This is a genomic window from Streptomyces sp. S.PB5 (assembly GCF_030403745.1).
Lineage (GTDB): Bacteria > Actinomycetota > Actinomycetes > Streptomycetales > Streptomycetaceae > Streptomyces.
In genome coordinates this window covers 635,997-655,097 of record NZ_JAQMWP010000002.1, presented here as the reverse complement: position 1 = coordinate 655,097, position 19,101 = coordinate 635,997, and the positions used below count along the sequence as shown (strand labels likewise).

Below are 19,101 nucleotides of genomic sequence, written 5' to 3'. Positions count from 1 at the left end.
GCGGCTCGGGCACGACGGCGTCGGCGGACCGCGGCCGCTCGCCACGGAGTCCCGGCCCGGCGTCCCCGGGACGCGGACGCTGCACTCCTGCCCGGGGCACCGCCTCCCCGGGGCGGCCCTGCGCATCGGCAGCCGCACCCCGCGGCCGCTCGGCATGGGTGTGCTCACCCCGCGCCGCACCGGTGCCGGCACCGGTCGGGCCTTCGCGCCCGCGGTCCACGTCTGCGGCCATGAGCTGCGGCGGTACCCGCACCGCCCGGGGTATCCCCGTCCCGGCGGAGCCCTGCGTGCCCTGGTTCACGGGGTCCTCCTCCGGACGTGTCGGTACTTGGGGTCATTACGGCGGGTTGTTACTCGTCCGTCAAGCACCTTAGGCGCAGAAGCCCCCGGTTCAAATCCCGGAGTTCACGGGTAAGGCTAGGCTTACCTTCAATGCAGTAGCGCAGCCGTCCCGGATCGGTGGTCCCCGCATGACCGTGCCCCCGTCGGCCCTCACGGACGCCTACGACCGTCTGACCGAGGCCTGTCCGGGGCTCACCGTCACGGAGCTGGGCGCGGGAGAGCAGGCCCCCAGGGGCGGCGGCTGGGTCACCGCCGCCTCGCTCGCGGAGGGCGGGGCCGGTCTGGAGGCCTTCCTCGCGTGGGACGACTCACAGATCCTGCGGGACCACGGCCGGCGCGGACGCCCGGATGTCATAGCGAGCTTCGGACTGCACCGGTACGCCTGGCCGGCCTGTCTGCTGATCACCGCACCCTGGTTCCTGCGGCGCCGGGTGCCGCGCTTCCCGGTGACACACGTCTCGTACGACCGGACGGCGGGCCCGATGGCCTTCGCCGTACGCCCCGGCACCTTCGCCTGCCTTCCCGGCGACCCCGCGGCCGTGCTGCCCGGCGCCCGTGTCGTCCCCGACGAGGAGGCCCTGCGCGCCGAGGTGCGGGACGCGATCGCCGAGCACATGGAGCCCGTGCTCGCCGGGTTCGGACCGCGAATGCGGCGGCGCGGGCGCGCGCTGTGGGGCATGGTGACGGACGAGATCGTGGAGGGGCTCTGGTACGTCGCCCAGCGGCTCGGCCGCAGCGAGCAGGAGCGGGCCGAGCGCGAACTGGAGCTGCTGCTGCCGGGGACGACGAAGCCGTACATCGGGACGGCCGCCTTCCGCGAGCTCACCGGACCGGGCGGGGAGTCGCTGGCCACCCGGGACCGGGCCAGCTGCTGCCTGTATTACACACTGGAGCCGCAGGACACCTGTGTCACCTGCCCGCGCACCTGCGACGCCGACCGGGTCGTCAAACTCCTCGCCGAAGCCGCCAGTTGAGCCACCCTCGGGAACGAGCACGTCCGCGCGTCGCGTAAGATCATCCGCGAACAGGACTCCCGCTTGGTTACAGGCGATTCACAATTTCCTCACCTGCCGCAGGAACTTTCCGTGGAACCACTCGTACGGGTAGTCTTATTCGAACTCAACTCCCGCCCCTCATGCGGCAGTTCGAGCAGAACGCCGCCTTGGGCATTCCCTTGCACCTCCTTGGCGGCCTCTTGCCCCGAAACCCCCTGAGGGCCGGTGGGATTGGGCCACTATGGCGGGCGTTACGCCCTATCCCAATGCAAGGGACCCCAGATGAGACTGACCGACATATCGCTGAACTGGCTGCTTCCGGGCGCCGTACTGCTCCTGGGCATGCTCGCAGCGGTAGCGGTGCTCGCGCGCGGCAAGCGCTCCTCGGGGGACGCGAGCGCGGACGACTCGTGGGAGCGCAGCGAGGAGCGCCGCAGGCGCAAGGAGGCCATATACGGCACCGCCTCCTACGTCCTCCTGTTCTGCTGTGCGGCCGTCGCCGCCGCGCTCTCCTTCCACGGCCTGGTCGGCTTCGGCCAGCAGAACCTCAACCTGTCCGGCGGCTGGGAGTACCTCGTCCCGTTCGGCCTGGACGGTGCGGCGATGTTCTGCTCGGTGCTCGCGGTGCGCGAGGCCAGCCACGGTGACGCGGCGCTCGGCTCCCGGATACTCGTGTGGACGTTCGCCGGCGCCGCGGCCTGGTTCAACTGGGTGCACGCTCCCCGAGGCCTCGGCCACGCCGGCGCCCCGCACTTCTTCGCCGGTATGTCCCTGTCGGCCGCGGTCCTCTTCGACCGCGCGCTGAAGCAGACCCGCCGGGCCGCCCTGCGCGAGCAGGGTCTGGTGCCCCGTCCGCTGCCGCAGATCCGCGTGGTCCGCTGGCTGCGGGCGCCGCGTGAGACGTACAAGGCCTGGTCCCTCATGCTGCTCGAAGGGGTGCGCAGCCTGGACGAGGCGGTCGACGAGGTCCGCGAGGACAAGCGGCAGAAGGAGACGGCCCGGCTGCGCCGCCGCGAGGCGGAGCGCATGGAGCGCGCACAGCTCAAGGCCATCAGCCGCGGGCACCGCGGGTTCATCGGCCGCGGCGGCGGCCGGCAGATGGAGGCCCAGGCCCTGGAGCGGGGCTCCGATCGAGTCTCCGCGGAGCCTGCCATATCGCCCCCGGAGCAACTGCCCGTACGCTCACGGCCGTCTCTGCAGCCCGTCCGCCAAAGTACTGACCCGATCACCGTCGACCTCACCGCGGAGGACGACACCATGGCCCTGCCGCGGCTCGACTCCCTGGAGCGCAAGCTCAAGGACCTTGAGCAGCAGTTCGGTTAGGCCCGTCGGACACCGGCCGGGCACACGGGAGAGGGGTACGGCTTCCCGGCCGTACCCCTCTCCCGTTCGTCATGGGACACCCGTGTCACGCGGCTCCGGGGTCGAGTTCGAACCACACCGCCTTCCCCACCCCGTGCGCCCGCACGCCCCACGCGTCGGCGAGGGACTGTACGAGCACCAGGCCCCGGCCGTGCGTACCGTCGTCGGCGTTCGGTACGCGCAGTCTGGGGCGGCGGGCCACGAAGTCCCGTACCTCGACCCGGAGTCCACCCGGTCCGACGGTGGCCGTCAGGACCGCGTCGTGGTCGGTGTGGACGAGCGCGTTGGTGACGAGCTCACTGGTGAGCAGTTCCGCTATCTCCGATCGTCCGGGCCTCCCCCAATGGCGTAGCAACTCCCGCAGGGCACGGCGCACTTCTGGCACCGCCCGCAGGTCCGCCTTCCCGAGTCTGCGTTTGAGCTGAGACGCCTGCGCCAGTTCTGCGGCGCCCGCGGCCACTTCCTCCACTGTCTTTGCCGAGAAGGCCCCGATCGCCGTGGGACCGCCTCCTCGTGCCTGCCTCTTCATGACCCCCGCCCGCGTGCCGATGTCGGTTCCCCTCCTGCTCGAACACGTTCACGGGATCCATGCCCCGTGGGACCACCAGCAGTCATGTCGAATCATCAACGACCAGGTGTTCGGCCACGGTTGGAGGGCACCGGGCCGGGCTCGGGAAGGCCGTCGCCGGATGCCTCGGGGCGGTGTGCGCACGGGTCGCGGGACGGTGACGGCGGGGCGGGAGTGTGCCGTGGGGCGGCTTGTGCGAGGGGGCGCGGCGGGGAACGCGTGCCGCCGGTTCCGCCGGGGGGCATGGGCTCGTCCGCGGGCGGTCGTGAGCCGGCGGCTTCCGGTACGGGAAACCCCTGGTCGACGCAGAGGTTCCGGTTGCGGTGCGGGAAAAGGGCCGCGGCCCGTGCGGCCCCTGCCTCCCGCCCCCGGCACCGCTCCACGGGGCACAGGCGCCCCCTTGGACGGCGTACGCCCGCGGCACCGGCCCGCCCCCGGTGGCGGAGGCGGGCCGGTGCATCTGCCCCCCTCGGGCTGCGGTCGACCCCGTGCGCCGGTCTGGCTCCGCGCCCGGACACCGGGGCGACACGGTGACCGCGGCGCCTCCGCCGCCGTGTCTATCCCGGTCTGCCGAACCGGCCGTACACGGCGAAGGGATGGGGCGGCTGGTCCTGGACGCCGGGAGCGGGACGGGCCGTCGCCGTCCCCTCGGCGGGCTGTGAATCTGGCCTGAATTCACCGCCCGCCACCGTCTGCCACCACCCAACACCGCCCATCACCGTCCGCGTACCGGATTCGGCGCAGCGGGAGCCGCCCTCCCGACCCCCGTGGCAGGAGGGCGGCTCCGCTCTTTCCGATGTGGCCTCAGGTGGCCTCAGTACAGCTTGTTCACGGCCGTGGTGGTCGTCTTCCTGAACGCCTTCACCGGTGCGTCGCCGAAGTCGCCCATCTGCCCCCACTGCACGACGGTGACGGCCCGTCCGTCCCGGCCGACCGAGAGCAGGTGGATGTCGGAGGCGCCCCAGGAGGCGGTGGTGTGCAGGCCGTGCACACGGGCGCCCTCCTCCACCGGCAGCGTGCCGTAGCTCTTGTACGCGGCGTCGATCTCCGGATCGGCCTGCTCGATGCGCGTGGCGCAGGAGCGCATGTCCTTGTTCAGGCGGGCGGCGAGGGCCTTGGCCTTCGCGGTGTCGCCGACGACGATCATGAGCTGGTGGGCGTTGGTCTCCAGTTCGGTGCTGAACGAGCGGTACCGCGAGTCGTAGCCGGGCAGCGCGTCCGTCAGACAGCTCAGGAGCTCCTCCGGGGCGCCGTCGGTGACCTTGCCGGCCTTCCAGGCGGACGAGGGGTGCGGCGGCAGTTCGGACGCCGACAGGAACTTCGGCGCGGCCGGTGCGGCGTCCGCGGGTGCGGCGAGCGTCGCGCCGAGGGTGAGTCCGGTGACGGCGACGGCGAGGAGCGCGCCGACTCGGGTGCGCATGGGCATGGGTGTCCCCCGTGTACTGATCGAGTGCTTGGATGTCGGGATGCCGCGGACAGCGGGCGGATGGTCGGTCCGGCCTGGTCGGTGCGACACCAAGAGCATCAGCCGTCACAGGCGGGCTGCGCAACAGCCGGCGGCCGATCCGCCACGGTGGAACCATCCCAGGCCTTCTGACGTGCAGGTACATGGGGTGCCTGGGATGGACGACAGGCTCGGGAGAGGCAGGGGGAACGGTGTCGGTGTCGGGACAGGACGGCGCACACGAGGTCGCGGAGTTCGCGGCGCTGCTCACACGGCTGAAGGAACGCACGGACCGCAGCTACGGCCAGCTGGCCCGGCGCCTCCACATGAACACCTCCACGCTGCACCGCTACTGCGCCGGTGACGCGGTCCCCGTCGACTTCGCCCCCGTCGAACGCTTCGCCGCGCTGTGCGGGGCGACACCGGAGGAACGGCTGGAGCTCCACCGGCTGTGGCTGCCGGCGGTGGCGGCGAGGCAGCGGCCTCGGACGCCGGTGGCGAAGGAGACGGAGCCGGCGGCGGAGAAGGAAGTGGGTGGGGCGCCGAACGAGGCTGCGTCGGTCCCGGACGCGGCGGCGTCGGACAGCGCCGACACGGGCACGGGCGCCGCGGACGGCGATACCGGCACGGGCACCTCGGACGGCGATGCCGGCGCAGGCTCCGACGAGGTGGCGGGTGCCGCCGTGCAGGTCGGCAATGCCGCCCCCGTCAGGGTCCGCCCCTGGTACCGGCGCCGGCGGGTCCTCGTGACGTCGGCCGTGGCGGTCGCGTCCGCCGTCACGCTCGCCGGGCTGTCCGCCCTGTCGGACAACGACCGCTCGTCGTCCGCCGACTCCGTACGTCCCACCGACCCGGGCCGTACCAGCTCGGGGGGGCCGATGTCGCCGGGCCCGTCCTCCTCGAAGAAGCCGCCGAGTTCCTCCCCCTCCCCCGGCCGGACTTCGGCCTCCCCGTCCCCAGGCACCGGCAGCCGGGCGACCGCCGCCCCGTCCGCCAAGGGCACCGGCAGCCCCACGGGCGGCGCCGGGCCGGGGGCCGCCGTGCCGCTGACCTGGACCGTCAACTCCCATGTCTGGTACGCGGGCTGCGGCCACCACTACGTCATCGACCGGCCGTCGTCCCAGGTCCCGCCGCCCCCGACCGCCCAGGACGCCGCGGTCTGGGCGTCCGCGGAGGGCGCGCTGCACGGCGGGAACACGATGGTGCAGATCTCGGTGCAGGGGCGGAGTTCGACGGCCGTCGTCCTGGAGGCGCTGCGCGTCCGGGTCGTCCAGCGCGCCGCCCCGGCCGAGGGCAACTCGTACGCCATGGACAACGGCTGCGGCGGAGCCCTGACCCCCCGCGAGTTCTCCGTGGACCTCGACGCGGACCGTCCGGTGGCCCACTCGGTGCCCGGCCACGACGGCGAGAACGAGATCCCCGCGATCCGGATGCCCTACCGGGTCTCCGCCGAGGACCCCGAGGTCCTCCTGGTCACCGCGCGCACCGTCACCTGCGACTGCAGCTGGTACCTGGAACTGGACTGGTCCTCCCAGGGCCGGGCGGACACCGTCCGCATCGACGACGGCGGCAAACCGTTCCGCACGACGGCCGACAAGAAGCTGCCGCAGTACTCGTACGACACGGACGCCCGCAAGTGGGTGCCGGGGAGCTAGGGCGGGGCCGACGGATGCCAGGACAGGGGAAGAGGAAGCGCCGGCAGCAGGATTTGAGCCGGCGGTCCGCGGCACGTACGGCTCCCGGCACGGGCGACTGGACCGTGCTGTTCGAAACCCAGGACGAGTCCAAGTGGCATGCGCGGCTGCGCGCGCTGCGTTCCGCCGAGGAGCCGATCGACTGGGAGCTGACCCGGATCGACGTGCTCTGCGGGCGGCTGGCGCATCCGACCACGTACCGGCTGAGCCTGTTCGTACCGGCCGCGCGGCCGGCCGACCGGCAGCGGCCCTAAGGCCGGGGCACGTTGCGCAGGTTGGACCGCGCCATCTGGAGCATCCGTCCCACGCCGCCGTCGAGGACGATCTTCGAGGCGGAGAGGGCGAAGCCGGTGACCATCTCGGTGCTGATCTTCGGTGGGATGGAGAGGGCGTTGGGGTCGGTGACGACGTCGACGAGGGCGGGGCCCTTGTGCTTGAAGGCGTCTTTCAGCGCGCCCGCGAGCTGTTTGGGCTTCTCGACGCGCACGCCGTAGGCACCGCAGGCGCGGGCGACGGCGGCGAAGTCGGGGTTCTTGTTGGTGGTGCCGTAGGAGGGCAGGCCCGCCACCAGCATCTCCAACTCGACCATGCTCAGGGAGGAGTTGTTGAAGAGGACGACCTTCACGGGGAGGTCGTACTGCACCAGCGTCAGGAAGTCGCCCATCAGCATGGTGAATCCGCCGTCGCCGGACATCGACACGACCTGCCGCCTCCGGTCGACGAACTGGGCGCCGATGGCCATCGGCAGCGCGTTGGCCATCGAGCCGTGGGAGAAGGAGCCGATGATGCGGCGGCGGCCGTTGGGTGAGATGTAACGGGCGGCCCAGACGTTGCACATGCCGGTGTCGACCGTGAACACCGCGTCGTCGTCGGCGAGTTCGTCGAGCACGGAGGCCACGTACTCGGGGTGGACCGGGACGTGCTTGTCGACCTTGCGGGTGTACGCCTTGACGACGCCCTCCAGTGCGTCGGCGTGCTTCTTGAGCATCTTGTCGAGGAAGCGCCGGTTCTGCTTCTCCCGCACCCGCGGAGTCAGACAGCGCAGCGTCTCCTTCACATCGCCCCACACCGCGAGGTCGAGCTTGGAGCGGCGGCCCAGGTGCTCGGGGCGGACATCGACTTGGGCGATCCTGACGTCGTCGGGGAGGAAGGCGTTGTACGGGAAGTCGGTGCCCAGCAGGATCAGCAGGTCGCACTCGTGGGTGGCCTCGTACGCGGCGCCGTAGCCGAGCAGTCCGCTCATGCCGACGTCGTAGGGGTTGTCGTACTGGATGTGCTCCTTGCCGCGGAGGGCGTGTCCCACCGGGGACTTGATCCTCTGCGCGAACTCCATGACCTCGGTGTGCGCGCCGGCGGTGCCGCTGCCGCAGAAGAGGGTGACCTTGTCGGCCGCGTCGATCATCTCGACGAGGCGGTCGATCTCGGTGTCGCCGGGGCGGACCGTGGGCCGGGAGGTGACGAGGGCGGTCTCCAGGGGCTTGTCCGGGGCGGGGTCGTCGGCGATGTCTCCGGGGAGCGACACGACACTGACGCCGCTGCGTCCGACCGCGTGCTGGATGGCGGTCTGAAGCAGCCTCGGCATCTGCTTGGGGTTGGAGATCAGTTCGCTGTAGTGGCTGCACTCGCGGAACAGCTGGTCGGGGTGGGTTTCCTGGAAGTAGCCGAGGCCGATCTCGCTGGAGGGGATGTGCGAGGCGAGGGCGAGGACCGGGGCCATGGACCGGTGGGCGTCGTACAGGCCGTTGATGAGGTGCAGGTTCCCGGGGCCGCAGGAACCGGCGCAGGCCGCCAGCTTCCCGGTGATCTGGGCCTCGGCGCCCGCGGCGAAGGCGGCGGTCTCCTCGTGGCGGACATGCACCCAGTCGATGGCGGCGTTGCGGCGCACGGCGTCGACGACGGGGTTGAGGCTGTCGCCGACGACGCCGTAGAGGCGCTCGACTCCGGCGCGGACGAGGATGTCGACGAACTGTTCGGCGACGTTCTGCTTGGCCATGGGTCCATCAATCCACAACCCCCGCCGTCACGCCTCCCACACGGCGGCGGCCGTACGGTCGTCGGCGTAGCCCTTCACCCGTACCTGGGTGTCGGCGAGGAACGCGGCGAGGCCGGGCGGGGTGGGCCCTGACCACCTGCCCGTCAGGTACTCGCACAGCTCAGGTTCACCGCGCAGCGGCTCCGCCAGGCCGCCGCTGCACATCAGGAGCGTGTCACCCGGGCGGGCTACCGAGGCGCGGAAGCGGAAGGGTTCGCGGGGTGGTTCGGGGGCGGCCTCGTAAGGGCTGGGCGGGGTGGGGATGCCGAGGTCCATGGTGAGGCGGTCGCCCTCGGGGGTCTCCGCGGGGAGCGAGCCGAAGCCGACGACCGGTTCGCCGGTGGTGTCGGTGATGCGGGGCTCTATGTCCTGCCACTCGCCGTCCCTCAGCCGGAACAGTCCGCCCGCGCCTACGCCGAAGAACACGCGTGTACGGCAGTGGAGGTCGGCGGGGAGGAGCAGGCAGCGCAGGGTCGCGGAGTACTCCTCCGGGTCGAGGCCCTGTTCCGCGGCGCTGGCGCGGAGTTTGCCGAGGCTGCGGTCGGTGAGGCGGTGCAGGCCCGACTTCAGGTCGCCGCGGCGGGCGGCCCGGATGTCCTCGGCGAGCCGTGCGTGGCTGCGGCCGACCGCCCGGCCGATCCAGTGGCAGGCCTCCGCGGCGGCCCGGTGGGCGCCGGGGGTGGCCCGGGCGCCGGTCGCCATCGCGACGAGGACCAGGGCCTGGTCGCCGGTGCCGAAGCGGGCGGTGAGGAGGGAGTCCCTGCGGGGTTCGCCCCGGAAGCGGGCGGAGTCGCCTCGGACGGAGGCGGCGCGGAGGGTGGAGCTGCCGTAGCGGGCGCCGTCGAGGACGGTGTCGGCGACGAGGTCGTCCAGGTCGTCGGGGTCCGCGGGTGGGAGGGCGGTGGGTTCCGCGTCGTAGGTCGGGGGGCCGGAGCCTACGTAGTCGACGGGGGTGGCGGGAGGGATGGTGGGGATGTCGAGGCGGGTTGCTGTGCGGATGGGGGGCGCTTCAGTGGACGGGGGTTCCTCGTCACCCTGGTCTTCGGTGGGCGGGTGGGTCTCGCTCGCCCGCGCTTGCGGGGTGCCTCCCCCAGAGGGGGGACCCCCAGCACCCACCCGTGCCGCCCCAGCGGCACGACTGCCCGCAGGCTCGGCAGATGCAAAAGGCTCGGGAGGTTCAGAACGCTCAGTAAGTCCGGAGTCCGCCGCCCTCGGTGGCGGTACCGCCACCCCCGTGTTCACCGTGTCCGCCGCCGACGCGAACCTGTCGTCCAGTGAGTCGGGCGCGGCGGTGGGGCCCGCGTCCTCGGTGTCGTCGTCGTACAGCTGACCCCACCAGTCGTCCTCGTGACCGGTGGGCCTTCCCCCCTGCTGGCTCATGCCCCTAATTGTCCACCGCACGGGCCGGATGAAAACGGGGCATCCGGAAAAAGCGGCGGCTCGCCGCAGAGCGGGTGAGTCGGGGAACGGTCGTACGAAAAGCGTCGCCGGGCGGCTCCACCCCCCACGGGAGAACCGCCCGGCGACACCGGGTGACCCGGACCTGCATCCCCTGACGCGCTAACGCACGTCGTAGGCCCGGACCACGGTCTGGCTGACCGAGTTGCCGTTGGCGTCGGTCAAGTCGGTCCTGAGTGTGACCTGCTTGCCTGTCGCCGCGCTGTGGTCGACGTACGCCTCCCACACAGCGCCCTTCTTCGCCGTCCGCGCCGGCGTCCAGCTCGCCCCGCCGTCGTACGAGTACGCCAGCTTCACCGAGGTCAACTCGCCGGGCCGGTACCCCGCGTGGCCGGTCGCCGTCAGTACGATCCGGCCCTTCTCGGCGGCGAGTGTCTTGAGGCCGTCCTCCGGGAGGTCGTAGCGCGGGAACAGGAGCGGGATGCCCTGCGAGTAGGCGTTCTCGTCGAGCGCCGAGCGGAAGGACCAGGTCGTCGAGGTCTCCGTCGAGCGCTTCCACGCGCGGGCCGGGGCGCCGAACTTGGCGGTGTCGAGGGTGAGTTCGTAGTCACCCGGGTCCGCGGGGACGGTGAACACCCCGAACGGGTAGGGACTGTCGCCGATCACCTCACCGTCCCGCTTCAGCAGCATGCTGCCGATGTCGCCGAAGCTGCCCTGGACGCCCTGGTGTTGGCCGTCGCCCCAGAAGCCGGGCGCCACGCCGATCAGATCGCCCTGGCGTTCCGCGGCGAGCGCCTGTTCGCCCTCGGGGTCGAGCGGGGTCACCGGCGACAGGACGCCGCCGTACCACTCCTCCGTCCGCTTCTCCCCCTTCTCGTACGTCCGCACGGGGTCGATCATGAACTCGCCCCAGGGGAAGCTGCTGGACACCTCGTGCTGCCAGCCGGTGCTGCCGGGCGTGTGGAACTCGGTGCGCCGGAAGGGCGCGGGGACCGTCTCGATCTCACCGAAGTAGCCGGCCAGTCCGCTCGGGCGGGTCATCGACTGCAGATCGATGTGGTCGGTGGCGGTACCGGCCATCGAGTTGTACGTCGCTGTCGTCGCCGCCAGTTCGCGGTCCCGGACACGGTAGGTGCGGTCGCCTTGGACCGGGCCCGTCTCCGGGTGGGCGAGGCTGTAGACGTACGGGCTCTTCGCCATGGCCGTCCACCGCAGGGTCACGTTATTTACTGCGAGCAATTCCCGTGCCTCGTCCGTCGGGATGCCGAGGACCGGCAGCTCGCCGCCGGTGAAGCCCGCCGACGGATACCAGCGGCCCGGCGCCTCGCGATAGCCGAGCACCGCCACCGCACCGGCCGCCTTCGCCCGCGTCGCGACCTCGTACGCGCTGCCGCTGTCCTCCAGCTTCACGAGCGCGATCTTTCCGTCGGCTCCTGAAAGTTCCTCCTCCGTACCGGACTTGGCGTCGAAGAGCGGCGCCTGCCCCTTGCCGTCGAGGTTGGCCGAGCTGGTGGACGCGGTGACCGGGTGGAGCTGTCGGCCGCCCACGACGGCGAGTTCGGTGATCTGCGGGGCCGCCGCGCGCCAGAAGCTGTCGAACTCGAAGGTGCCGTCGGTGGCCCTGCCGGTCACGGAGGCGTAGTAGCCGCGCACCGAGCGCCCGGCCGCCGCGGTGCCGCCGTGCAGCCAGGTGTCGTCCCACGAGCGGGCGAAACCGAGCGTGACGGCGCGCAGTTCGGACGGCCGGTCCGTCCGCACGCTGAGGCGGTGGGCCTTGCGGGCGTCCAGGACGACGGTCGTGTCGCCGCGGATCTCCAGCTGCGGACGGGCCAGATAGGAGAGGGAGTCGAGCAGGGTTCCGTCGGTCTCCGGTGTGGTGATGAAGCTGGAGAGGAAGTAGCTGCCGGGGCGGATCTCGTACGTCTGGTCCGTCGCCCCGTCGTTGAAGCGGCGCTCACCGCTCGCGTCGTCGGTGCCGATGAGGTCGACGGAGGAGGAGCCGGTCGCGGGGTCGCCGAGGCGGTCGATCAGTTTGACGCGGAGGGTGACCGTCTCCGGCTGGACGTAGAGCGCGAAGGGGGTGGAGACCGAGGTGCCGTCGTCGGCCGTCGCCAGGATCCGGCCCGTGATGTCGCCGTACTGAGCGCGCTTGAGGGTCGCGGTCGGGTCGATGCGGAGCGGGACCTCGACCGTCCCGCCCGCCGGGATCCTGACCGGTCCGGCGCCCAGGCGGGCGACGGGCGAGCGGACGGTGGAGCCGTCGTTGCCGGTGACCCCGGCCACCGACAGCCTCAACTCCACCGCCTTGTCGGTGGTGTTGGTGTAGGGGACGGAGACCGTGGTGCGATCGCTGCTGTCCTGCGGCCAGTTGAAGGAGCCGGCCTGGACGGCGGAGGCGCCCAGTACCGTCTGGTCGGTCGCCGCCTTCACGTCGAGGCGTCCGGCGCCCGTCTCACGGACGTCGCCCGGGATGTCCGCGTCGGCCGACGAGACCAGGGCCGCCTTGAGCTGCCGGGCGCTCCAGTCGGGGTGACGCTGCTTCAGGACGGCGGCGGCACCCGCGACATGCGGGGTCGCCATCGACGTACCGCTCATGGACTGGTACGCGTAGACGCCGCGGCCGCCCGCCGCCGCGGCGGAGATGGCGACGCCCGGGGCGGTGATCTCGGGCTTGAGGGTGTGGGAGGCGTAGGCCGGGCCGCGGCTGGAGAAGTCGGCGGTGGAGTCGTCGCGGTCGACGGCGCCGACGGTGAGGACGCTCGGGGCGCAACCGGGCGAGGAGACCGTGTTGTTGCCGGGGCCGGTGTTGCCGGCGGCGATGACGAAGAGGGTGTCCGTGCTCGACTTCGCGAGTTCCTCGGTGGCCTGGGCCATCGGGTCGGTGCAGTCGGTCCGGTCCGGGTTGCCGAGGCTCATCGAGACGACGTCGGCACCCTGGTCGACCGCCCACTGCATGCCGGCGATGATCCACGAGGTCTCGCCGTAGCCGTAGTCGTTCAGGACCTTGCCGTTGAGGAGGTCCGCGCCCGGGGCGACGCCCTTCTTCCTGCCGTCGCTCGCCGCGCCGGTGCCGCCGACGGTGGAGGTGGTGTGGGTGCCGTGGCCCTGGTGGTCGTCGGCGTCGGCGGAGTCCGTGAAGTTCCGGGACGCGGTGATACGGCCCTTGAGGTCGGGGTGGTCGGCGTCGACGCCCGTGTCGAGGACGGCGACCTTGGTGCCCTTGCCGTCGTAGCCGGCGGCCCATGCCTCCGGGGCGTGGACCTGCCGGGTCGACCGGTCCAGGGTGGCCTCGACCTTGGCGTCGAGCCAGAGCTTCGCCACGGACCCGTTGGTCACATCGGCCCAGAAGACGTCGGCCTTCTTCTTGTCCGCGTCGAGGGCGACACCGTCGATCGAGTCGAGGACGAGGTCGCGTTCGGCGCCGCGCGGGGTCTTCGGCACGCTGCGGGCGGTGACGGCCCGGTCGTAGGTCGCGATCAGCGGAAGGGAGTCGCTGTGGGCGTCGTCGTAGCCCTGCCGGACCAGACCGGTGACGTTGAAGAGCTCCTCGTCGACGCGGCCCGCGGCGAGCGCCTCGATCGCGCCCTCGGGATAGACGTACAGATCGTCGCCGGACTGGCGGGTCTGGGTGAAGGGAGTCGTGCCGTCCTCGCCGGGCAGGGCGACGGCCCCGCCCGGCGTGACGAGCACCCGGTCGCCGGTGACCAGGGTGACGACGGAGCCGGAGCCGGGGGTGGCCCGGCTGCCGGTCAGCGGCCTTGGTGCCTCGGCCGCGTGGGTGGGCGCGGCGGTCGTGACGGCCAGGACGGCGGCGGTCGCCGCCCCCAGGGCCGTCCGGCGTATCGCTCTCGCCAAGATCGCTCTCCTGCCGTGTCGCCGTATGCCCGTGGACTGCCTGCGAACCGCCCGCGCACGCGAAACGCGCAGGCCGAAGGAGCCCAAGAGGGGCATTACGGACGGTGGTTGATGCTGCGGTGGCGCCACCTTGGCAGAGTGACGGCTGGTGCGGCGATGATGTGCCGAGGCGGGTTTGCGCCGTGGCCGATTTCCGCCACGGCACCACTGGGGAGGGGCTGTTCGATGCTGGGCGCGCTGGGGCTGGACGAGAGACACGAGTCCGCGTACCGGGCGCTGGTGTCCGTGGGCGCAGCCGACGTACCGGATCTCGCGCGGCGGCTGACGCTCGCCGAGCACGACACCGAGCGCGCCCTGCGCCGCCTGGAACAGCACGGACTCGCGGCCCAGTCCTCGGCCCGCCCCGGCCGCTGGGTCGCCGCGCCGCCCGGCGTGGCCCTCGGCGCACTGCTCACCCAGCGGCGGCACGAGCTGGAGAAGGCCGGGCTGGCGGCGGCGCTGCTCGCCGAGGAGTACCGGGCGGCCGCCGCCGAACCGGCCGTGCACGACCTCGTCGAGGTGGTGAGCGGCGCGAGCGCGGTCGCCCAGCGCTTCCTCCAGCTCCAGCTCGGGGCGAGCGAGGAGGTGTGCGCGCTGGTCACCGGTAACCCGGCGGTCGTCTCGGGCATGGAGAACGACGCGGAGGAGCAGGCGGCCGGGCGTGGCGTGCGCTACCGCGTCGCCGTCGAGCGGTCCGTCCTGGACCTCCCCCACGGCATCACCGAGCTCTCCGCCGCACTGGGCCGCGACGAGGAGGTACGGGTCGTGGACCGCGTACCGACCAAACTGGTCGTCGCCGACCGCGCCCAGGCCCTCGTGCCGCTGACCTCACCCACCGCGGAGCCCGCCGCACTGGTCGTGCACGCGAGCGGCCTGCTGGAGCTGCTGTCGGCCCTGTTCGAATCGGTGTGGCGGGACGCGCTGCCGCTCCGGCTGGGAGCCTCCGGCGTCACCGAGGAGCAGGCGGACGGCCCCGACGGCACCGATCTGGAGGTGCTGTCCCTGCTGCTGGCCGGGATGACCGACGCGAGCGTCGCCAAACAGCTCGACCTGGGGCTGCGGACCGTGCAGCGCCGGGTGAAGCGGCTGATGGAGCTCAGCGGGGTGACGACCCGGCTGCAGCTGGGGTGGCACGCGTACGAGCGGGGATGGGTGGCGCGGGACCGGACCGGCCCGCCTGCGGCCTCGGCTCCCGGAAGCGACCTGGGCGAACCTGCCTGACCTGCGGTTTCTCCGACCGTCCTGCACCCTGGACGAATGGGAGTGTGGGACCTCCTGCTGGTCGGCCTGGTCCTCCTGCTCGGCCTGTGCGGAGTACTCGTGCCCGGGGTGCCGGGGTCGTGGCTCGTGTGGGCCGCGGTCCTGTGGTGGGCGCTGAAGGATCCGCAGCCGGTCTCCTGGTGGGTGCTGGTGGGGGCCACCGTCGTGCTGTTCCTGTCCCAGGTGGTGCGCTGGGCACTGCCGCCACGACGGCTGCGGACGAGCGGGGCGACGCCCCGGATGGGGGTGTACGCCGGGGTCGGCGCGTTCCTCGGGTTCTTCCTGGTGCCGGTGCTGGGCGCGATCCCCGGTTTCATGGGCGGCGTCTACCTGCACGAACGGCTCCGGCTGGGCCGGCACGGGGAGGCGGTGGCCGCGCTGCGGACGGTGATGCGGTCGGGCGGGTCCAGTGTGCTGGCGGAGCTGTTCACGTGTCTGCTGATCGCCGGGGCGTGGCTGGGGGCGGTGATCTGGGGGTGACGTAGGGCCGCGGCCCTACGCCCACGAGCCGATGTGCGGGTGGGGCGGGCGTGTTTGGGTGGCCGCATGACCGAATTCAGTGAGGCCGAGCGTGCGTATCTGAAGTCGCAGCGGCTGGGGCGGCTGGCCACGGTGTCCCCCGCGGGACAGCCGCAGGCGAACCCGGTCGGGTTCTTCCCCCAGGACGACGGGACGATCCTGGTCGGGGGGTATCAGATGGGGCGCAGCAAGAAGTGGCGGAACCTGCAGCAGAACCCGAAGGTCGCACTCGTCGTCGACGACATCGTCAGCCTTCGGCCCTGGAAGGTGCGCGGGATCGATGTCCGGGGGGACGCGGAGCTGCTGGTGGGGCCCCATGAGCTGGGGCCCCACTTCAGCGAAGAGGTGATCCGGATCCATCCGCGGCGGATCCACAGCTGGGGGCTGGAGGACTGAGGGACGGAAGGACCGGACGGCGGGGGCCTTGGAGGGTGCCCTCCAGAGTCAGCAGTGCCGTCTTGCGTTCGAGACCGCCCGCGTATCCCGTCAGCGAGCCGTCCGCCCCGATCACCCGGTGGCACGGCCGGACGATCAGCAGCGGATTGGCGCCGATCGCACCGCCCACCGCCCGCACCGCCGCCCTGGGCGCCCCGATCCGCGCGGCGATCTCGCCGTACGTCGTGGTCGCCCCGTAGGGAACGTCGTCGAGGGCGGCCCAGACCCGCTCCCGGAACTCGGTGCCCTCGGCCCTGAACTCCAGCCGGAACTCCTTCAGTTCACCGGCGAAGTAGGCGGCGAGCTGCTCCTCGGCCTCTCGGAAGAGCGCGGGGTCGTGCACCCAGCCGTCCTGGACCGTACGGCCGCCCTTCTGCCCCGGCACGGACAGCGAGGTGAGGACACCGGTCGGTCCGGCGGTGAGGAGGAGGGAGCCGACGGGGCTTTCCACGCTCGTCCAGTGGAGGGTCGTACGGGCGGTCATCGAGACTCCAACTCCCCTGCGGTGCGCAGGTGTCGTACGGCATAGGAGCGCCAGGGGCGCCAGCTGTCGGGGATGTCGAGACCGGGCGGGGCCACGTCCGGGTCGCCGAGGGCACGGGTGCGGATGACGGCGACGGTACGGGCGTCCAGGCCGGGCAGGGCGAGCAGTGCCGTCTGGGCGTCGTCGCGGTCGGCTCCCGGGTCCAGACGTACGGCGCCGTCGGCGAGGGCGGCGGTGAGCGTGCCGAGGGGGCCGCCGGGTTCGGCCTCCGCGAGGACCGCCGCTTCGGGGAAGAGGTGGGTGAGGCCGTCGCAGGGCGCGTCGAGGGCCTTGCCGTACCGCTGCACGAGCCGTTCGGCCTCGGCCGGCCCGACCAGTGCCCGTACCGCGAGCTCCTCCGGATCGGCCGCTCCGGGCGACCGCAGCCCGGGCCGGGCGGCGACCAGCGGGGCGAGCCTCAAGTCCGTGCCGAGCCGCTCGTCGACGGCGTACGGATCGGCGTCGAGGTCGAACAGCCGCCGCAGCCGTTGCACGGCGGTCGTGAGGTCCCGCAGATCGGTGAGGTGGAGCCGGGCGTCGAGCCAGCCGCGGGGCGGTTCCTCGACGGCGACGATCCCGGAGCCGTACGGAAGACGGAGGGTGCGCCGGTAGGTGCGCTTCCCGCGAGGGCCGCTCACCTCCTCGACGCCGGGTACGGCCTCGGCGGCGAGGAGGTCGAAGACGGCACCGGACCGGTACGCGCCCCGGTAGGCGAGCCGCAGCGGGACCCCGGCCGCCGGAGTGGCCGTACGACGGGAGGCGGGCGCGGCGGCACGCAGCTCGCTCGGTGTGGCGGCGTACACGGCCCGGATCGTGTCGTTGAACTGGCGCACGCTGGCGAACCCGGAGGCGAACGCGATCTGGGTGACCGGCAGCCCGGTCGTCTGCAGCAGCACGCGCGCGGTGTGCGAGCGCTGGGCGCGGGCGAGGGCGACGGGCCCGGCACCGAGTTCGGCGGTGAGCTGCCGCTGCACCTGCCGGGCGCTGTATCCCAGCCGCTCCGCGAGCCCCGCGACGCCCTCCCGGTCGACGACCCCGTCCCCGATCAGCCGCATCGCCCGGCCGACCGCATCGGCCCGCACGTTCCACTCGGCCGACCCCGGCACGGCATCCGGCCGGCACCGCCGACAGGCCCGGAACCCCGCCCCCTGCGCCCCGGCGGCCGTGGCGAAGAACCGCACGTTCCGCCGCTTGGGCGTGACGGCGGGGCAGCTGGGGCGGCAGTAGATCCCGGTCGTCTCGACGGCGAAGAAGAACTCCCCGTCGAACCGCCCGTCCCGGCTGCGCACCGCCTCGTACCTGCTGTCTTCATCCATCACAAGGTCCAGTGTGCGACGAGGACAGGGGTATGGCTGGCGGATTTCAGACACGGCACTGGAGCGCCCCGAAAGGGGCGCGGGGCTGTATCGATGTGCGGCTCCGCCGCGGGGCGCGACCAGCCACATACGGCCTGCGGCCCGCGAATCACCCGCACCCCTACGGCGTCACCGGCCCCGCTTGAACTCCATCGCCGCCCGGCCTTCAGCGCCCCGCCGCTTCCACTCCCGCCGAAGCTCCGCACGGACCCTCGCATCGGTCTTGGCCACGATCCGCTGGTTCTCCCGGATCAGCTTCCGGTAGCTCTCCAGCCGCCGCTCCGCGAGCGAACCGTCCTCGACGGCGGCAAGCACCGCGCACCCCGGCTCGGCCTCGTGCGCACAGTCATGGAACCGGCACTGTTCGGCCAGCTCGGAGATCTCGGAGAACACCTGCCCGACGCCGCTCTCGGCGTCGAACAGCCCGACCCCCCTGAGCCCCGGGGTGTCGATCAGCACTCCCCCGCCCGGCAGGGCGAGAAGGTTGCGCGTGGTCGTCGTATGACGCCCCTTCCCGTCGACGTCCCGGGCGGCCCGGACATCCATGACGTCCTCCCCGACCAGCGCGTTCGCGAGCGTCGACTTGCCCGCACCGGACTGCCCGAGCAGCACACTCGTACCGCCGGAGACGACGGCCACGAGCACGTCGAGCCCGTCCCCGTCCAGCGCACTGACGGTCAGCACCGGCACCCCCGGTGCCGTCATCTCCACGTCCTGGACGAGATGCGCGAGTGTCACCGCGTCCGGCACGAGGTCGGCCTTGGTGAGCACGACGACCGGCTGGGCGCCGCTCTCCCAGGCCAGGGCGAGAAACCGCTCGATACGACCGAGGTCGAGCTCGACGGCCAGCGACACCGCGATGATCGCGTGGTCGACGTTGGCGGCGAGGATCTGCCCCTCGGACCGCTTGGAGGAGGTGGACCGCACGAAGGCGGTACGGCGCGGCAGATACGTCCGTACGTAGCGCGGGTTGCCGCCGGGCTCGACGGCGACCCAGTCCCCGGTGCACACCACCCGCAGCGGGTCGTGCGGGGTGACGAACGCGGTGTCGGCGCGCAGCAGACCGTCGGCGGTCTGTACGTCGCACTGGCCGCGGTCGACCCGGATCACCCGTCCGGGCACAAGCCCTTCGGGCTCGTAGGGGGCGAACTCGTCCGCCCATGCGTCGTCCCAGCCGTAGGGAGCGAGCGCGGAGTAAACAGAGGTGGAAGTCAACGGTGACCCTTCACAAGAACGGCCCCGGCACCGCGCTCACTGGCGCGGGAGAAGAAGAGAGGTCA

At 72.3% G+C, this 19,101-nt stretch carries 15 protein-coding genes; 7 read left to right on the top strand and 8 right to left on the bottom strand.

The window, feature by feature from the left end:
- Nucleotides 1–470 precede the first annotated feature (470 nt).
- Together PH203_RS07700 and PH203_RS07695 are read left to right on the top strand one after the other, a co-directional pair.
- Entirely contained in the window at nucleotides 471–1,316 is an 846-nt protein-coding gene (locus PH203_RS07700) for a (2Fe-2S)-binding protein (RefSeq protein ID WP_289917812.1), read from the top strand.
- Nucleotides 1,317–1,619: 303 nt separating this feature from the next.
- Entirely contained in the window at nucleotides 1,620–2,660 is a 1,041-nt protein-coding gene (locus tag PH203_RS07695) for a DUF2637 domain-containing protein (RefSeq protein WP_289917810.1), read from the top strand.
- A gap of 85 nt (nucleotides 2,661–2,745) precedes the next feature.
- Here PH203_RS07695 and PH203_RS07690 read toward each other — a convergent pair whose 3' ends face one another.
- Both PH203_RS07690 and PH203_RS07685 read right to left on the bottom strand, forming a co-directional pair.
- The gene (locus PH203_RS07690) at nucleotides 2,746–3,228 is read right to left on the bottom strand and encodes an ATP-binding protein (protein WP_289917808.1); all 483 of its coding nucleotides are present in this window, start codon (nucleotides 3,226–3,228) and stop codon (nucleotides 2,746–2,748) included.
- Nucleotides 3,229–4,081: 853 nt separating this feature from the next.
- Complete coding sequence (locus tag PH203_RS07685) at nucleotides 4,082–4,693, bottom strand: hypothetical protein (protein ID WP_289917806.1); 612 nt, start codon at nucleotides 4,691–4,693, stop codon at nucleotides 4,082–4,084.
- A gap of 236 nt (nucleotides 4,694–4,929) precedes the next feature.
- Here PH203_RS07685 and PH203_RS07680 point away from each other — a divergent pair, with 236 nt between their 5' ends.
- Together PH203_RS07680 and PH203_RS07675 are read left to right on the top strand one after the other, a co-directional pair.
- Complete coding sequence (locus PH203_RS07680) at nucleotides 4,930–6,366, top strand: transcriptional regulator (RefSeq protein ID WP_289917804.1); 1,437 nt, start codon at nucleotides 4,930–4,932, stop codon at nucleotides 6,364–6,366.
- A gap of 53 nt (nucleotides 6,367–6,419) precedes the next feature.
- The gene (locus tag PH203_RS07675) at nucleotides 6,420–6,659 is read left to right on the top strand and encodes a hypothetical protein (protein ID WP_289917801.1); all 240 of its coding nucleotides are present in this window, start codon (nucleotides 6,420–6,422) and stop codon (nucleotides 6,657–6,659) included.
- Here PH203_RS07675 and PH203_RS07670 read toward each other — a convergent pair.
- From PH203_RS07670 to PH203_RS07660, 3 genes are all read right to left on the bottom strand, one after another.
- On the bottom strand, nucleotides 6,656–8,398 hold the full coding sequence (locus PH203_RS07670; RefSeq protein ID WP_289917800.1) for a pyruvate dehydrogenase: 1,743 nt from the start codon (nucleotides 8,396–8,398) through the stop codon (nucleotides 6,656–6,658). The genes PH203_RS07675 and PH203_RS07670 overlap by 4 nt on opposite strands.
- 27 nt (nucleotides 8,399–8,425) lie before the next feature.
- Nucleotides 8,426–9,817: a protein phosphatase 2C domain-containing protein gene (locus PH203_RS07665; RefSeq protein ID WP_289917798.1), complete on the bottom strand. Its 1,392-nt coding sequence runs from the start codon at nucleotides 9,815–9,817 to the stop codon at nucleotides 8,426–8,428.
- A 180-nt stretch (nucleotides 9,818–9,997) separates the two neighbouring features.
- The gene (locus tag PH203_RS07660) at nucleotides 9,998–13,690 is read right to left on the bottom strand and encodes a S8 family serine peptidase (protein ID WP_289917796.1); all 3,693 of its coding nucleotides are present in this window, start codon (nucleotides 13,688–13,690) and stop codon (nucleotides 9,998–10,000) included.
- 225 nt (nucleotides 13,691–13,915) lie between these two features.
- Here PH203_RS07660 and PH203_RS07655 point away from each other — a divergent pair, with 225 nt between their 5' ends.
- From PH203_RS07655 to PH203_RS07645, 3 genes are all read left to right on the top strand, one after another.
- Nucleotides 13,916–14,950, top strand: coding sequence for a LuxR family transcriptional regulator (locus PH203_RS07655; RefSeq protein ID WP_289917794.1), 1,035 nt, complete (start codon nucleotides 13,916–13,918; stop codon nucleotides 14,948–14,950).
- 36 nt (nucleotides 14,951–14,986) lie between these two features.
- Complete coding sequence (locus tag PH203_RS07650; RefSeq protein WP_289917792.1) at nucleotides 14,987–15,469, top strand: DUF456 domain-containing protein; 483 nt, start codon at nucleotides 14,987–14,989, stop codon at nucleotides 15,467–15,469.
- 66 nt (nucleotides 15,470–15,535) lie between these two features.
- The gene (locus tag PH203_RS07645; RefSeq protein ID WP_289917790.1) at nucleotides 15,536–15,904 is read left to right on the top strand and encodes a PPOX class F420-dependent oxidoreductase; all 369 of its coding nucleotides are present in this window, start codon (nucleotides 15,536–15,538) and stop codon (nucleotides 15,902–15,904) included.
- On the opposite strand, the gene PH203_RS07640 is transcribed toward PH203_RS07645, so the two are convergent.
- The 3 genes from PH203_RS07640 to rsgA form a co-directional block, all read right to left on the bottom strand.
- On the bottom strand, nucleotides 15,843–16,427 hold the full coding sequence (locus tag PH203_RS07640; RefSeq protein ID WP_289917788.1) for a methylated-DNA--[protein]-cysteine S-methyltransferase: 585 nt from the start codon (nucleotides 16,425–16,427) through the stop codon (nucleotides 15,843–15,845). The two genes, PH203_RS07645 and PH203_RS07640, sit on opposite strands and share 62 nt — an antisense overlap.
- Nucleotides 16,424–17,782 (bottom strand): AlkA N-terminal domain-containing protein, encoded by a 1,359-nt coding sequence (locus PH203_RS07635; protein WP_289917785.1) that lies wholly within the window; start codon nucleotides 17,780–17,782, stop codon nucleotides 16,424–16,426. Before PH203_RS07635 ends, PH203_RS07640 begins: the two co-directional genes overlap by 4 nt.
- A 168-nt stretch (nucleotides 17,783–17,950) precedes the next feature.
- Entirely contained in the window at nucleotides 17,951–19,036 is a 1,086-nt protein-coding gene (gene rsgA / locus PH203_RS07630; protein WP_289917784.1) for a ribosome small subunit-dependent GTPase A, read from the bottom strand.
- Nucleotides 19,037–19,101 lie beyond the last annotated feature (65 nt).